This is a genomic window from Ensifer adhaerens, assembly GCF_020035535.1.
Classification (GTDB): domain Bacteria; phylum Pseudomonadota; class Alphaproteobacteria; order Rhizobiales; family Rhizobiaceae; genus Ensifer.
The window spans coordinates 2,550,678-2,566,008 of record NZ_CP083350.1 but is presented as its reverse complement, the minus strand read 5'-3'; the positions used below and the strand labels follow the sequence as shown (position 1 = coordinate 2,566,008).

General features: G+C 62.2%; 13 protein-coding genes. 2 read left to right on the top strand and 11 right to left on the bottom strand.

Going from position 1 to position 15,331, the window contains the following annotated elements:
- Positions 1–59: 59 nt before the first annotated feature.
- From LAC81_RS31785 to LAC81_RS31735, 11 genes are all read right to left on the bottom strand, one after another.
- Entirely contained in the window at positions 60–479 is a 420-nt protein-coding gene (locus LAC81_RS31785) for a CBS domain-containing protein (protein WP_223728624.1), read from the bottom strand.
- 87 nt (positions 480–566) lie between these two features.
- Positions 567–2,735: a glycoside hydrolase gene (locus tag LAC81_RS31780; RefSeq protein ID WP_419195856.1), complete on the bottom strand. Its 2,169-nt coding sequence runs from the start codon at positions 2,733–2,735 to the stop codon at positions 567–569.
- Complete coding sequence (locus tag LAC81_RS31775; protein ID WP_223728623.1) at positions 2,732–3,730, bottom strand: glycosyltransferase; 999 nt, start codon at positions 3,728–3,730, stop codon at positions 2,732–2,734. Before LAC81_RS31775 ends, LAC81_RS31780 begins: the two co-directional genes overlap by 4 nt.
- 81 nt (positions 3,731–3,811) lie before the next feature.
- Positions 3,812–4,174: a VanZ family protein gene (locus LAC81_RS31770; protein ID WP_223728622.1), complete on the bottom strand. Its 363-nt coding sequence runs from the start codon at positions 4,172–4,174 to the stop codon at positions 3,812–3,814.
- Positions 4,175–4,312: 138 nt separating this feature from the next.
- Positions 4,313–5,413: a glycosyltransferase family 4 protein gene (locus tag LAC81_RS31765; protein ID WP_223730377.1), complete on the bottom strand. Its 1,101-nt coding sequence runs from the start codon at positions 5,411–5,413 to the stop codon at positions 4,313–4,315.
- A gap of 325 nt (positions 5,414–5,738) precedes the next feature.
- Positions 5,739–6,983 carry a glycosyltransferase family 4 protein gene (locus tag LAC81_RS31760; protein ID WP_223728621.1) on the bottom strand — a complete coding sequence of 415 codons (1,245 nt, stop codon included), beginning with the start codon at positions 6,981–6,983 and terminating at the stop codon, positions 5,739–5,741.
- Positions 6,984–6,992: 9 nt separating this feature from the next.
- The gene (locus tag LAC81_RS31755; RefSeq protein WP_223728620.1) at positions 6,993–7,754 is read right to left on the bottom strand and encodes a polysaccharide deacetylase family protein; all 762 of its coding nucleotides are present in this window, start codon (positions 7,752–7,754) and stop codon (positions 6,993–6,995) included.
- Complete coding sequence (locus tag LAC81_RS31750; protein WP_223728619.1) at positions 7,747–9,075, bottom strand: O-antigen ligase family protein; 1,329 nt, start codon at positions 9,073–9,075, stop codon at positions 7,747–7,749. Before LAC81_RS31750 ends, LAC81_RS31755 begins: the two co-directional genes overlap by 8 nt.
- Positions 9,076–9,086: 11 nt before the next feature.
- Positions 9,087–10,700, bottom strand: a complete 1,614-nt coding sequence (locus tag LAC81_RS31745; protein WP_223728618.1) for a GumC family protein — start codon at positions 10,698–10,700, stop codon at positions 9,087–9,089.
- Between the two features lie 128 nt (positions 10,701–10,828).
- The gene (locus LAC81_RS31740; protein ID WP_223730376.1) at positions 10,829–11,899 is read right to left on the bottom strand and encodes a GNAT family N-acetyltransferase; all 1,071 of its coding nucleotides are present in this window, start codon (positions 11,897–11,899) and stop codon (positions 10,829–10,831) included.
- Positions 11,900–11,966: 67 nt separating this feature from the next.
- Positions 11,967–13,286: a lipopolysaccharide biosynthesis protein gene (locus LAC81_RS31735; protein WP_223728617.1), complete on the bottom strand. Its 1,320-nt coding sequence runs from the start codon at positions 13,284–13,286 to the stop codon at positions 11,967–11,969.
- A gap of 272 nt (positions 13,287–13,558) precedes the next feature.
- Between LAC81_RS31735 and LAC81_RS31730 the strand changes: the two genes are divergently transcribed.
- Entirely contained in the window at positions 13,559–14,212 is a 654-nt protein-coding gene (locus tag LAC81_RS31730) for a N5-glutamine methyltransferase family protein (RefSeq protein ID WP_223730375.1), read from the top strand.
- Positions 14,209–15,324 (top strand): hypothetical protein, encoded by a 1,116-nt coding sequence (locus tag LAC81_RS31725; protein WP_223728616.1) that lies wholly within the window; start codon positions 14,209–14,211, stop codon positions 15,322–15,324. The genes LAC81_RS31730 and LAC81_RS31725 overlap by 4 nt, the downstream gene beginning before the upstream one ends.
- Positions 15,325–15,331: the final 7 nt, after the last annotated feature.

Below are 15,331 nucleotides of genomic sequence, written 5' to 3'. Positions count from 1 at the left end.
TCGGCCTGATAAAACGGTTTGCGGCGCCGATCACGGCGCCGCAATTGCAAATTCAGATTTCAGAGGTGGTGGGCCGTCACCGCCCTGGCGAGCTCACCCGATAGCTGGCGGCTGCCGGCATGGGAAATGTCGCCGAGCGACAGCATTCCGACCATGCGCTTGTCCTGGTCGATCACGGGCAGGCGCCGAACCTGCTTCGCCTCCATCAGGTGGACAGCATGTTCGATCGTTTCATTGGTGCGGCAGTAGACGATGTCCCTGGTCATCACATCGCGCGCCGTCATCGACGCGGGATCGCGCCCGTTGGCAAAGGCGCGCAAAGCAATGTCGCGGTCCGTGACCATGCCGATCAGGCGATCGTTTTCGCCAACGGGCAAGGCGCCGATGTCCTCATCCCGCATGATGCGTGCGATCGTCTTGATGTCGGTATCGGGAGAGATCCAGCGAGCGCCGGGATGCATGGCTTCCGATATTCTCATCGTATCCTCCTTTGCGTGAAAGCGGCGGAGAATAGGCTGACATCATGGCCATACCTTGATCCACGCGGGCACAGGACCGCAGTGGCCTTACTTGAGTTCGAGCAGGAAATAGGTGGTCGGCCCGGAGGCAACATTGTTGGAAAGACGGAACGCAACATCCCCCTTGCCGCGCGCGATCGGCGGATGCACGGTCCCATCGAGGCCGACCGGCGAAACGCTCCAGTTCGCCGCGTTTCGCGCCAGCGAAAGGTCGGCATAGCCTTCGCGGATTCGAACGGGCAGGCGCCCGAAATCCTCGATCACTTTTTCCTCGGTGTCGCGAAACGTCATGCCGGTGTTCTGGGCATCGGTCGCGAAGATCAGCAGGAAACGGCGGCTTTTGGCCAAGGATGCTTCCGCATCGAGCGCCGAGAGTGCGATCAACCCATTGCCGTCGGCCCGCTCGATGCGCAGCGTGCCGAGATCGATGGGCTCGCGGAGTGACGAGAAGGCCGCGGCTTCGGTTGCCGTCGTTGCAACGCGCAATTGCCCGGCAAAGCGGTTCAGCAGGATCTCACCGGTGCTGCTCTGATAGATGCCGGCATCGATGTTCGTGGCGTTATCATCCGGAAGCACATCGCTTTTCCGCAGGCTTTCGACGAGTGCTTCGCTGTTCTGCTGACGCGGTTGCAGCACGGCCGCAGCGTCGCCGAGAGCCTTTGCGTCTTCAAGTCCGATCCGCCCAATCATCGCTAGGTCCGTCAGATGCTCCGGCTCCCGGGCCTGCATATCATCGGAGAGGTCCTCTTCTCCACGCACGGCAAATGGCACCGTCACATCCGATGTCGCAACGTCCCCGCGGCGGTAAAGCAGTGCCGCCAGTGTCTCGCCGGCGCGGGCGACCGGATCGAGCGCGATGGCATAAGGCAGCATCGCCCGCTTGTGCGCGAAAGGCTCGTCATAGGTAAGCACGATCGGGCCGTGACCGTGGCGGCACAGCGCGTCCCAGCCCTGCAACGCCGCGTAGGCCGGCATCGCCAGGCCGGCTTCGTAGCGGTAGCGATTCCAGAAGAGGTGATCGTATTCGCTGATCACGAAGGGCCTGCCCAGCCAGCGCGCTGCGGCGATCATCCGGATATAGTTCATCCCGTCGGCGATCGAACTGACCTGCGTGGTCTTGCTGCCGGGTGCGTAGCCGCTGACCCAGTCGTGATAGGTGTTCATGGTCACGGTTTCGAGACCGCGCCGGCTAAGCGACGCCTGCACCGTCGGCCAGTTGTTGTAATTGCTGATCAGGCCGCGGTAGCCGAGCCCGCGCAACACGTCGCTCATGCGCGCTGTTGTGGCCTCTTCCGTCTCGGTGAAGAAGGCCTGCAGGTCCCGCAGCCGTGGACTATCGTTGTAGCGATCGATAGGAAGTTCGACTGATCCCGCATTGATCGTCTCATCCGAGCGAAGATCAGGCCAGACCTTCGCGAGAGCATCCGTCGAACCGTAGCGCTTCGCCAGCCACGCGTTGAAAGGTTTGGCGAGCAGCGGATCGTAGGGTGCCTTGCCCGGCTGGTCATGCACAACGCCGTCGAACTCGATGCCGTTCTCGTTGGCGAGAACGACCAGTGCGAGGGCATCGTCGCGGATCGGCGCCACACCGGTATAGGGGTTCACCCGAGCGAGGATCGTTTCCTGCATTCGCTTCCAATGGTCGAAGGCGCGATCATCGAAATAGAGCGCGAGCTTCAGGTCGCCGCCGACATCCCAACGATCGTCGAAGCCGCCATAGGCTCCGCGCGGCGACGACAGGCCGTCGATGATCCAGTAGATGCCATTCTTCTTCAGCGCCGCGAGCAGATAGTGGATGCGGTCGAGCGTCTCTGGATCGAAGTCGAAATCCTTGTCGCGGCCGAACATCAGGCTGGCGTCGACGAAATGCAGGCGCGCGAGATTGTAGCCGTGCATCGCCAGTTGCCGGGCATAGCGATCCGCGGTCTGGTGATCGGGAAACCCTCCGGAGGCCGGGCTCCAGGCGAGCGACGCGCAGAGCATTCTTTCGGGCTTCTCGGGCGATTGCGCAAAGGCGAGACCACCATTGGCGCCCGCGACGAGGCGACGATCCGCATCGATCGTCCCGTTCGGCAGAAAAGAAGAGAAGTCGAGGGGGCTGCCTGGCCTCATTTCGAGCGAGATTTCGCGCACCGGAAGCCACTGGTCGGAAGCGCCCACGGGCGAGCCGGCGGCGAAGAGCACAGCCGCCGCAGCGCACAGGCTCCGGCCTATCACGCCGGCGCTCCGAGCAGCTTGCTCTCGATCGGCGCGTCGGGCTTCCGGCGCGCCCGGAAGAAGCCGACCGGCAGCGCCGCCGCATGGAAGAACCAGGCGACAACGGTATAGAGCCCCATGCTGAAGCCGCCTTTACGCAGGCTCATCAACCCAACGACGCAGGCGAAGATCGCCAGTACGAGGCCGAGCGCGAGCGCCTTGTTCGGCATGAACAGCAGCAGGCCGAGCGACACCGCCCACCAGAGATAGACCAGCGCCCAGAGCTTGAGCTCCGGCAATTCCCGAATGAGCTGCAGAAAATAGGGCCGACCAAGCGAAGCGCGCAGCAACTCGCCGATACCGAACAGATACTTGCTCTTCCAGCGGCGGACGAGCAGGCGGTAGGAATTGTCCGTGTGGCCGAAATGCTGGACGAAACAACGGTCAAGACGATGCAGTTTCCAGCCTGCGCTTCTGAGCCGGATGCCGAGGTCGAACTCCTCGTAGCCGTGGAGATTGCGGTCGGAGAGATAACCGACCGCCTCGATCGCCGCGCGCCGATAAAGACCGCCACCATTCATGCGGTCGATCGCGCCGATACGATTTTCCGGCGAATTGCGTGTGACACGCCGGGCAAATTCGAGGTTGGCGGTGAGCATCTCCTGGACATGGCCGGTGACGCCGCCGACCTTCGGATTGTCGGCCAGGAAGGCCTCGGCAACCTCAAGGAAATCGCTGTCGAGCAACATGTCGCCATCGAGCAGGCAGATGTGCTCGTGACGGGAATACTGGAAACCGAGTTGCGGACCGATCCCGCAGCTCGGAAGCGCCGGCGGGCTGATCTGGACGATGACGACCGGGTAACGGGAGGCAATCTCTACGGTTCTGTCGGAGGAACCGCTATCGGCAACGATGACCTCACCGCCGACCGTCTTGAGTGCCCCAAGCGCGCTTTCGATGTTCGCGGCAATGCGCTTTTCTTCGTTCAGCGTCTTGATGATGACGGATACTGCCACGCGATTCCCCCATATCAGCAGCGCGCGGGTAACCGCGCCCAAGTTGCCGGCGACCATACCGTCGATATTTTGCGTTTTGGTTTATCGCCCCAGCAGACGCAGCAACGGCAAACGAAAACGGACGAGGAACCAGCCGGAGAAAACCCCGCACACACCGCCGAGCAGTTTGACGGCGACATCGGCCGCGCGCGCATGACGATCCGCCGAAATCATCTGCAGAAGTTCGAAGCCGATGGCGGTCACGAAGACGAGAAGCAGCACGCGCGTCAGGTGCTTCGGATAGGCGATCGCGAACAGCAGCCCCAGCAGACCGAAAGCGCCGAACCGCTCGAGATGAACGAGATGGCCGATGCGTGGGCGCAATTCGAGGGGGGACATCGTCGAATAGGCAATCACGGCAAACAGGAGCCATGCGAAAAGGCCGGCGGCGCGTTTGAGGTTCATTATCAGCTTGTCTTCCAGGCGGCGTGCATGGCACGGCAATCGTCGAACGGACCACGACGGCGCCTGCCTGCCCGTCCACTGGTGCAAGGCGCGCTGTCGCACTTTATCGGCGAAGACACGGCAGACGCGAACGCCCGCCTACTTCGCCAGCAATGCGCTATACACTGCCGCGGTCCTTTGCGCCACGTTTGTCCAACTGTAGGTCGCCTCCGCATGGGCCGCGCGCTCACGCACCTCATCATCGCTGAGCGGCGCGGCAAGCTTTGCAGTGATACCGGAGGCAAGTGCGTCGATGTCGCCGAGCGGGAAATACTCGTCGGAAGCAAGGTCCAGTTCCCGGTTGGGAACGATATCGCTCGCCAACAGGGGCAGGCCGTAGGCCATTGCCTCGAGCAAAGCGATCGGCATGCCCTCATGGCTCGACGGAAGCACGAAGAGGGCAGCATTGGCGAAGAGTTCCGCCAATCTATCGCCGGACTGAAAACCGGTCAGCACCACTCCCGGCACCTCGCCGGCAAGCGTCTTCACCTCCCGGACATACGGCGTATCAAACTCCGCACCGCCGGCGATAACGAGCCGCACGTCGGTCAATCCGCATTTTGCAAACGCCCGGATGAGATCGAGTTGCCGCTTCTCCGGAACCAGGCGTGCCGCGAGCAGAATGTAGCGTCGCGGTGTCAGGCCATATTCGCGCAGAATACCGGCATCGCCCGAGGGCATCGTAATCGCGACACCATTCGGGACCAGCGTCATCGACACATGGTGACGGGCGCGCATCGTTTGAACGATATCCTCGGATATGGCCACGCGCCCATTCGAGAAGCGCATGCCGAAGAACTCACCGAGCTTCAGCGTCCGCCTGGCAAAGGCGCCCCACTTTTGTCTGTCGTAGTCGTAGCCATGATGGGTGACGACCACCCTCAGCCCGAACAGTCGGGCAAGCGGCGTCATCAAAGCCGGGCCTATCGCGTGGATATGCAATACGTCCGGCCGCTGCCAGGCCGCAAGGCAGACGCCGATAAAGGTATGAACGAGCGCCTCCAGCGCCATGCGACGAGGCGACCAGAGCGGGATTACCTCGACCCCGTTCCATGCATAGCGGTCACCGTCCTGAAGATAGCGGCGACGTCCGACGACGTCGACATCCCAGCCATACCCCAGAAGTTTGCTGGCAAGCATTTCGACGTGTTTCTCGACACCACCCTGAACGTTTGGAATGCCGCGCAAGCCCAGCATCATCACACGCTTGCGCTCGCCTCTCGCGGCCACGGCTCCACTCTGGACGGCAAGGCTCCGCTGCCTTCCGGACAAGGCCAAGCCACGACGAGGCATCTGCCCGCGCCCCTCGGACAGTCCGGTTTGTGCGATCTCCGGTGCAATCACCGGCTGTTTCCGGTGATTTCGCGAGACATCAGAGTTACTGCTCATGCGTCGCCTCGAGGGTTGTACACACCGTTTTTGACGGTGAAATACTTACCAACCAAGTAAATATTTTATTGACCACTTATATAACTGACCAAAAACCATACGGCGAGCCCACGTTACTACAAATTGCGCGCGACGGTTAACGGCGCCGCCCCTTCCCCGCTCCAAGCGACGCATAGAGGTCCAGCGTTCTGTCGCGATAGGCGGCTGCCGAGAATTCACCGGCGATCCAACGCCGGCCCGATGCCCCCATGGCCGCGCGTTCGGAGGATGAGAGCGTCGCCATCCTCGTCAATACCCGTGCCAGATCGTCAGCATCACCGGATCTTGCCGTCATCCCGGTCTCTCCCTCCCGGATCATTTCGGGAATACCGCCGATAGATGCACCAATGACGGGCCGTCCCAGGGCGTAGGCTTCGAGCACGCTGATCGGTGCGTTCTCATACCACTCGGACGGCAGGACCAGGGCACGGGCCTCCCCAATCAGACGATGCAGGGCCTGGCCCGAGAGATAGCCGGCGAAGGTGACATCGGCTCCGGTCTGTTCGGCAAGCTGGCGAAGCAGCGCTTCCTCGGGGCCGGTACCGGCAATTACCAGCCGCTGTCGCGACGATGCCGCCGCCCGTATCAACGTTCCCAACCCCTTCTCCGGCGCCAGGCGTCCGGCGAAGACGAAGTAGTTGCCCTCTGTCCATTGGTCGGAATAGTCGTCGACGTCGACAAAGTTCGGAATGTGGACCATGCGCTCACGCGGCCATCCCCACTCGACCAGTTTCTCGACGTAGAATTTGCTCGGCACGACGATGCGGTCAACCTGGTTGCGGTAAAGGCCGAGCGCGCGGTGGACCAGAGTTTCCGCGAACACCACCGCGCTCAGCGTCAACTCGCCCTTGATGCAGCGGTGGCGCAACACATTGTAGACGAGACCGCCGCGACAGTCCTCGCAGACGGCGCCATCGCGCAGCATCTTGTAGGACGGGCAGGCAAGCTTCAGATCGTGCGCCGTCATGACGACGGGAACGCCGGCCTGCTTCAACGTCGAGAAGATCGCCGGAGACAGATGATGGTAGACGTTGTGGGCGTGAGCGATCGATGGCCGGACACTCTGGATCAACCGGTCGATGTTACGCTGGGCCTCGCGCGAGTAAATGACACTCGCCGCCTGCACGACCTTGCGCAGCAGGTTCGTGCGCCGGCCGTACTCGATCTCGGAGACGAAGTAGTCGGACCAGGGAGAAGGCTCGTTGTCCTCATGCTCCATGGCGAAGGGCACCACGTCCCAGCCGATATCGCCGAACATCTTCATATGGTCGAAGAAAACCGCTTCGGCGCCGCCGCGACGATAGAAGTAATTGTTGATCGCGAGCAACCGCTGCCCTGACATCGCGCGCCCCTACCAACCGAGCCTGTCGAGCACCCGCTCGACCGGCAGCACCACGCACCCCTTGGCGATCGCGTATTCAACGAGATGGTCGAATGTCTCCGGCGTACAGCCGTAGGGCGTCGGACGGGCGGCGATGTCGTGGGTGAAAAACACCAGCCAACCGGGCCGGGCGACCACATCGTCGATCCATCCGGTCAGTGCGCGTGCATCCACCTCGGGCTGACGTATTTCCACGCCCTTGAGCATCAACGGGTCAACGCCCGAGCGATTGACGCTCTCGCCGCCCGCGCGACAGGTGCGGTAACGCCGCCCCAGTTCCCGGCGCGAAAGCGGCCAGGCGGCGTTGTAAGGGAAGGCGAAATTCGTCGCCGCCGGCTCGACGCCGCTGCGCTTCAGATAATCGGCATTGCGGTCGAGATCCCGAGCCAGAGCGACACCGCCCAGGCGCCTGATCTTGCTGTGAGAAAACGTATGGCAACCGACCTCGTGCCCGCGGCTGGCCAGATCGGCGCATCCCTTGGCCGAGATCAGGGTGCGATCGACCTCGACGCGATCAGCCAATCCGCCGGCAATGTAAAACGTGCCCCGCACACCGTGGCGTTCAAGGATCGTTGCCCCGTTGTGAAGCGCCGTATCCGGCACGTCATCGAAGGTGAAGGAAACGAGCGGCACATCCGTCACGACGTCGCGCGGCTTCGACGCAAAACGCCAGATCAACCGGTTGGCGACGCGATCGACGAGGCCGTCGACGGTTTGCAGCAGATCAGGCATAGACGGCTCCGGATTTTACCTGCTGCGGGGCCACTGAAAGAACCGCGCGCGACTGTAGGTGCAGGCCGTAAAGGGAAAGGAGGAAGGTGAACCACAAAGCGTTGCCCCCCTCGAAAAACAGGCTTTCGAGACCAGCGTTGAAGATCGTGTAGAGCCAGACGCGGATGTAAAGCCGGGTGAGATGCGAATGCTCCTCTGCCGGGGCAAGGCGCGCTATGTTGCACAGAGGCAGGACCAACAACCAGATTGCGGTCAGCAACAATCCGGGAAACCCTGTCATCAGGGCGATGTCCAGATAGGAGTTGTGGCCGTTTGCGGCCGCGACTGCCCAAGTCTCGATGGAGCCGCCGCTGTTTACCAGTTCCGAGGTCTGCCAGAAAGCCTTGAAGCCGTAGCCGGTGATTGGTTGTTCGGCGAGCGCCGTGAAGGCGAAGCGCCAGATATCGGCGCGGTTGGTAAAAGTCGCATCGATGCCAAGATCGGTGACGAGATCGCTGAGCGGCTTAAACACCGCCGAGCCGACGGCGAAAAGATTGAACAGTCCGACCCCACCGATAACGATCGGTATGCGCAGGAAACGGAACCGCTCGAAAATCCAGGCAAGCATCACGATCGCTGGAAGCATGGCGGTAGAGGTCTTGCCGCCCGTATGAAGCAGAAAGTTGAACGACAGGACGACGATGGCAAGTCCCGCCAGCCGCGACCAGATATTCATGACGAAGAGGCCGAAGAAAGCGGCAATCACCATGGCGGCGGCAGCGCTGTTCTTGTGAGGGAAATGGCCACGCCAGAGGCCGGCATTCATCGGCTCGCGCAGCTCGGAAGCCTGATGGATCGCCAGAGTCGGCTTGAAGAGAATGCCGTAGTAGGCGACTGCCAGCATGAACAGAGTGCCGATACCGAGCATCTTGGCAAAGTGTCGCTCCGAAGCAGGCAGCAGCAGGTAGATGCTGGCATTGATCGTCACCATCACGGCGAGCACGGTCCCCTTGATGCCAAACATCGGATAGGCAGAAATCGCCGAGACAAACAGGAACCAGATGTAGAGCATGGCCAGCAATGGTCGCGGCTGCAGAATGATACCGCGCATGGGATGCGCGAGCCCATAAGCAAACATGCCTGCGAAGAGCGCAAGTGATATGATCTGGTTCAACCGGTTTGAGTTGCCGGCGGAAGGATCCAGGACCGCGGCCCCTGTCAGATCGATGAAGGGTGTGGTCGATATCCAGAAAAACAGGAACGTAGCCATGAAGAGCACGGTTCCTATACGGACGCGGAGGTGGTCCGCCGGGCTCTCTTCACGATAGACGGCGCTCGTCATGCCGTCCCCTCTCAGGCTGCTGCAGACCGGCGTCCGCGCAGGAAGCCCCAGAGCCCTCGCGTCAGCGTCAGGCCAATGCCAAGGGCGAGGCCGAGGATCGCGCCGCCGCCAAGAAGGACCACCGTCCGCGGCGGCCAGCTTCGCGCGTTCGGCGGCAAGGCGCGCGAAATGACGCGGACATTGGTCGTGTCGATCTGCTGGCGCTCGGTGATCTGCTGGGCGCGCGCCAGATGTGTCTCGTAGATGGCGGCCTTGGCGCGCGCATCTCTTTCAAGGTCGCGAAGCTGCACCTGCGCTTCGTTGTCGGAAAACACGTTGGATTTCTCGTCGCTCGCCTTGGCGCGCAAGGCGGCAAAGGCCTGCTGCTCGCGATCCATGTCCGCCTTGGCGCGATCGAGTATACGGCGCGCCTCATCGGCCATCGCCCCCTCCAGCGTCGTACGCTCGGAGCGGGCATTGACGAGGCGCGGGTGGCGCTCGCCATAGGTGCGCTGCATCGAGGCGATCTGCTGCTGGAGCACGTTGTGCTGCTCGCGCAGGTTCGTCATGTTGACGGACTCAAACTCCGAGGCACTCGCGGTGCGGCCCTGCGCAATCGCATCGTTCATCTGCCGGTAGCGTGTCTCGGCCTGGATGAAGCGCTGCTGGGCGTCGAGCACCTGTGTGTTCAGTTCGTTCGAAAGCTGATTGCTGACGAGTTGACCGTCGTTGGTAGACTGCAGACCATTCTTGCGGCGGAAGTCCTCGACCGCCCGCTCCGCCTCGGTGACGTTGCGGCGCAATTCGTCAAGGCGGGCGTTGAGGTTCTGGGCAACGCGACCGGCGCTCTCGGCGGCAGACTGAAACAGCTCCTGCTCGAAGGCTGCGACGATCGCGTTGGACAGCGTCACCGCCTTCGTCGCCTCTTCGCTCCAGACCTTCATCACCACGACGAAGGAACGCTCTTCGCGGCGGGCTTCGACCCGCTCCGATAGTGCCCGCATCGCCGCAAGCTCATTTCCCGCCTGCTGCTCCGCCTTCGTCGAGAAGAGGTTCTTCAGCGAACTGAAAGCGGACGGCTTCACGAATTCCGGATCCTCGGTGAGGCGCAGTTGGGTGATCACCCGCGACAACACGTTGCGCGACGTGAGGATACGAAGCTTGCTTTCGACCTCCAACAGCTGCGCATCACGCTGCGGATTGGAAGTGAAAACGTCGTCGCTGACGACATTCAAATTGGAGGGATCGACAACGATGTCGGTATAGACATTGTAGCGCGGCGTCGCCGTCATCGCATAGGCGAGCGCGGCGGCCACACAAAGCATCACGGCGACGACAATCCAGAGGAGCCCCTCGCGCAGCCAGCCGATGATATCATCGACGCCGATATCGCCGATTTCGCTCAATCCGGGGAGGTAACTGTCGCGACGCACCGGCGCGTGCGACGCAGCTGCCGCGACCTGTCGCTTTGGGGCTGAGGGCACTTCGCGTTGCGACTGGGGACTTGTGCGCTCTTCGGCCTTGTGCTCGGCCACCGGCGTGTCAGACGATAGCAGGTCGAGCAACGAGCCTCTCACGGCCGGTGCACGCTGATCGTGCTCCGGCTGGCTGGGCCTCCGTTTTTCGGCCTCGTCCGGCCTATACATAAGCATCCCTCACGCACGCCCTTCGAGACGCGAAAATCGTGATCCCACGAGCCGCCTTCCATCACAGGATTAGGGTTGCAGGGTGAATATTCCGTTAAACGGCAGGACTTGCTGCTTAACGCACGGAGTCAGAAGTCCGTGAGCAAACGGCTCCAGCTCTCCGATGCAAGCCCACCGACATAGATGTCGTTGCGCTGCACGGCGTCCTTGAGATCCGCATGCCGGGTCACCATGCAGAAATAGCCACGATGGTGGAAGGAGAGCCACCTTTGGCGCGAGATCGCGTTCATCAGGAACGGCTGCGCGTTGCCGACAGCAAGAGCGTAACCCTCCGCATCAAGCGAATGGAACATTTGCGCCGTAACGTCTAGCTCGCGGCCGGCCTCACAGACGATGTTGAGCACCGTCGCCATTTCACCGGCCTTGCCAAAGTAGAGATAGGCGCCGATTACGCGTTCGCTCTCGTCCATGACCTCACGGCAAAGAAGCTTACCCAAGGTGCTGTTCAGACCTGCGACGGTCACCAGCCAGTTGAATTCGCTCCGGGACCAGACGGGCCTAACGGCAAAGCGCTGGAGCATTGGCTCGGCACAGTCGATGAAGGCCGCGGGATCGATGGCACGTGTTGCGCAACCGCTGGGCGCGCCCGGCTTCATCGTGGGGTGCCGCCGCCGCAAGATTCGATCGACCGCGGCAAGCGGCCCTGTGACGACGCGCGATCTGAGCAGCGGCGCCTGTCTACCGATCATCAGGGCCCAGGCTTTCAGTGGATGAAAAGAACGACGCCAATCGAGGCTCTGGATAGGGAGCAGGATGCCACCGCCGGCTGCCCCGTGATCTGCGCTGACCGGTGACAGATTGTCCGAAAAGCACATATCCTGTTTGGCGGCGCGCATGGCGCGAGCAATACATGCAGCGCCATGGGCGCCCGCTTTGCCTTCAGACATGAAAGCGCAGAGCAATTTTGCGACCGTCCGGCGCCCCTGCACCGAGAACTCCATCGGGAGCGCCAGGATGACGCTACCTATGCCGCCTGCTCCGTCATCATAGACAACACTGCCGCGCTCGGGCGAATAGAGCGGACTGCCAAAGAAAATGGTCTCGATGTACTTCTGAAGCTCGCCACCCGCCTTGTACTCGCGCTTGCGGAAGATCCGGGTAAACATGCTGCCCACGGCAGGTATGTCTCGAAGCTCCATCGCGCGCAGGGCGCCCGAACCGGGCCAATCGGGTCCATGCAGTCTTGCCGCGTGGATCGTCCCGACCTCAACCTTCATGGGCCATCCTTGCCGAGAGCGGCGCCCTGTCCGCATCTCGTCTGTCGCGCTGGACGAAGCGCAAGAAGACCGTCCAGGAGACGATAACCATCGCGATTTCGATCACGTAGAACGAAATGAACGTTCCGGTCGGCGGCGCATACCAGGTTGCCCAGGCCGTGATCGCGGCGCCGAGCACGCTGCCGAGCCCCATGACCGAGGCGCGCGCAGGGTGATGGCCGGACGCGCCGAGCGCCTCCATCGCGACCGACCACATGGCAATCGGGACAACCACCCAGCAGAGTGTACGGACGAAGGAAACGAGGGAAACATAGTCCTTGCCGAAAAGACTGGGCAGGACTGGCGCCAGCACGAACACCGCGATGGCGGCAGCGATACTGATCGAGGTGGCGGCGACCAGCACCTTGCGCACACGCTCGAACGCATGGTGCAGGCCGGCCGCGGTTGCCTTTGCGGAGCCGGGATAGATCAACCGGTTCAGCGCCTCGACTGACAGATAGCTGCTTTCCAGCATACGCCGCGCAACGCTGTAGCTCGACATGACCTCGGCCGTCGCCACCAGGCTCAAGACCAGAAGGTCGGCGTTCTGCCTGACGGCCCGCAGGATGAACGGGATGCTGAAATAGAGCCCCAGCGGCAGCTCTTCACGAACGATGCCGTAGGTCGGACGCCCCAACCCCTTGACGGCGCGCCAGCACCCGACAGCCACGAGCACATGACAGATGAATTGCCACACCGCCCAGGAGGCGACCGTCGCAACGCCGAAAGCGATACAGGCAAGCGCGGCGGCGATGGTGCGCGCGACGGCAAAGGCGACGACCACCTTGTTTGCCGAGGCAAAATTCGAATGGGCGAGGAAAATTTGCTCCGCCAGCACGATGACGCGTACGAAGACGATGTTGGTGATCAGCATCAGCGTGATCACTGCGACATTGGTCAACGGATCCGGTGACAGCGTGAAGAAGAACGGCAGGATGGCGGCGCCGAGCATTACCAGGATCACGCCGCTCACGGCGGTCAGCAGAATGTTGTGCCCGAGCATGCGCGAATACATGCTGCGATCGCGCGCCACGCGACGCACCAGGCATTCCATCGCACCGAGACCACACAGGTGCACGGCGATGTTGGCGACAGCGGTTATTGCGACGAAAACGCTGAATTCATGCACGCCGAGCCAGCGCGCCAGGATCGCGAATGTCAAAAGCTGGGCGGCCGATCCGATGACGAGGCTGCCGCCGGATGCAGCATAGGACATGATCATCGAAAGGAACGGTCTGTGCGCACGTTCCTTCACACTTTCCGAAGCCATTCCGTTTCGCCTTTGACACCAACTCGCCGTTCATTACGCAAATGCGCACTCAACGACAGAGAGCAATCGCCTTTGATCGCCGCGCAAGGTAGCAGGTAGAGATGATTGCGCCGTTAACGCATGCGCCACAATTGCATTTGAGCTTCGTTTACCCGATTACAATAGGCTGCAGCACTTCGCGTCTACGGATTTATCCAGCGACAATTCGACCGGGGACATGAAGAGGGGTGGCCGTGCCGCACAACGACAATAATATTCGTCTGCATCGTTTCATGGGGGTGGAGCTTGAGCTGGCACCCGACGTTCTCGTCCCGCGCGAGGAAACGGAGCTCCTTGGACGAAAGGCCGTATCGGTCCTCGCGGATCGCCCGGCGGCGCCGACCGTCATCGACATGTGCTGCGGTTCCGGAAATCTCGCGCTCGGTATCGCCAACGAAGTTCCGTCCGCGCGCGTCTGGGGCGCCGACCTCACAGACAGCACCGTTGCGCTGGCGCGCCGCAATGTCGACCGGTTACAAACCGGCACACGCGTTTCCATCCGGCAAGGCGATCTCTTCGGTGCCTTCGAAGGCGACAATCTCGAAGGCACGGTCGATATGATCGTCTGCAACCCGCCTTATATCTCCACGGGACGGCTGGAGGGAGACCGGGCGCATCTGCTTGAGAGCGAGCCGCGCGAAGCCTTTGATGGCGGCCCCTACGGCATATCCATTCACCAGCGGCTGATCCGCGATGCCGTTGCCTTTCTGAAGCCGGGTGGCTGGCTGCTGTTCGAGTTCGGCGAGGGCCAGGATCGACAAGCGGCAGCACTTCTGTCGCGCATCAAGACCTATGAGCCGGTAACGTTTGCGACCGATCGCGACGGCAAACCGCGCGTCGCCATCGTCAGGAAGATCGACGACGGAGCCGGAAGCGTGTCCAAATGAGCGAAATCCGTTCGCTTGAACGTGCGGACATTCCCGCGATTGCCGGCATGTTCCAGCGGGTGTTCCGTAACGACCTGGGCCGACCACCGCCGGCACTTGCCGATTACATGCAGCAGCTCTACCTCGACGCACCCGGCTGCGACCCCGAGATAGGCCCGCTCGTGCACGTGAACGACAAGGGCGCCATCTCCGGTTTCGTCGGCGTCAACGTCCTGCCCATGGTCCTGAACGGCCGCCGGCTGCGGGCAGCCATCTGCGGCTCGCTGATGGTCGAGGATCACGAGACCGATCCCTTGGCCGGGGCGCGCATCCTCAAGGCCTTTCTCGCCGGCCCGCAGGATCTTTCCTTCAGCGAGACCGCAAGCGACGTTTCAGCCCAGATGTGGACGCGCCTTCGGGGTGTCGTCCTGCCGCAATACAGTCTCGATTGGGTGCGCGTCATCCAGCCCGCGTCCTTCAGCCTGAGTGTTGCGTCGAACCGCATCAAGCCGGCGCGGCTTGCAGCCCCCATTGCGCGAGCCGTTGACGGCGCCTACCGCAAGCGGATGGCGCCGGGCGAACAACGCTGGTCCGCCGTGTCTGCCGCCGGCGCAAGCCAGGCCGGTTTCACCGCTCAGGAAACCGATCGCAACGGCTTTGCCGCCGTGGTCGATCGCTTCATCGGACAGTTCCCGCTGCGCCCCGACTGGGCTGACGGGCAGCTCGCCTACATTCTCGGCGATGCGGAGCGGAAGCCCGAGCACGGCACGCTTGTCTACGCGCTGGTCACGGCGCGCACCGGCACGCTCGTCGGCGCCTTCGCCTATTACGCTAGAGCCGGAGAAATCGGGCGGGTCCTGCAGGTGCTGGCGCTGCCGGGCCAGGCCGGTCCGGTTATCGACTGCCTGGTCGATCACGCCGCCAAGCGCAACCTTCCGGGTCTGAGGGGCCGGACGCAGCCGGCACTGATGGAAGCCATGCTCGGACGTCGGATTGCGTTTGTCCATGTTGCCTCGACCGTGGTTCACTCCCGTGATCCGGCAATCGTCCAGGCCTGCCGGGACGGACAAGGCTTCTTCAACGGCATTGCCGGAGAACACTGGTGCCGGCTGATCGCCGGCCAGTTCGACTGACACGCCT

What these genes read in the sequence shown, in the direction of transcription:
- LAC81_RS31785 (WP_223728624.1), bottom strand. Translation starts at nt 479, where the DNA reads ATGAGAATATCGGAAGCCATGCATCCCGGCGCTCGCTGGATCTCTCCC.
- LAC81_RS31770 (WP_223728622.1), bottom strand. Translation starts at nt 4,174, where the DNA reads ATGAACCTCAAACGCGCCGCCGGCCTTTTCGCATGGCTCCTGTTTGCC.
- LAC81_RS31765 (WP_223730377.1), bottom strand. Translation starts at nt 5,413, where the DNA reads ATGATGCTGGGCTTGCGCGGCATTCCAAACGTTCAGGGTGGTGTCGAG.
- LAC81_RS31760 (WP_223728621.1), bottom strand. Translation starts at nt 6,983, where the DNA reads ATGTCAGGGCAGCGGTTGCTCGCGATCAACAATTACTTCTATCGTCGC.
- LAC81_RS31755 (WP_223728620.1), bottom strand. Translation starts at nt 7,754, where the DNA reads ATGCCTGATCTGCTGCAAACCGTCGACGGCCTCGTCGATCGCGTCGCC.
- LAC81_RS31750 (WP_223728619.1), bottom strand. Translation starts at nt 9,075, where the DNA reads ATGACGAGCGCCGTCTATCGTGAAGAGAGCCCGGCGGACCACCTCCGC.
- LAC81_RS31745 (WP_223728618.1), bottom strand. Translation starts at nt 10,700, where the DNA reads ATGTATAGGCCGGACGAGGCCGAAAAACGGAGGCCCAGCCAGCCGGAG.
- LAC81_RS31740 (WP_223730376.1), bottom strand. Translation starts at nt 11,899, where the DNA reads ATGGAGCTTCGAGACATACCTGCCGTGGGCAGCATGTTTACCCGGATC.
- LAC81_RS31735 (WP_223728617.1), bottom strand. Translation starts at nt 13,286, where the DNA reads ATGGCTTCGGAAAGTGTGAAGGAACGTGCGCACAGACCGTTCCTTTCG.
- LAC81_RS31730 (WP_223730375.1), top strand. Translation starts at nt 13,559, where the DNA reads ATGGGGGTGGAGCTTGAGCTGGCACCCGACGTTCTCGTCCCGCGCGAG.
- LAC81_RS31725 (WP_223728616.1), top strand. Translation starts at nt 14,209, where the DNA reads ATGAGCGAAATCCGTTCGCTTGAACGTGCGGACATTCCCGCGATTGCC.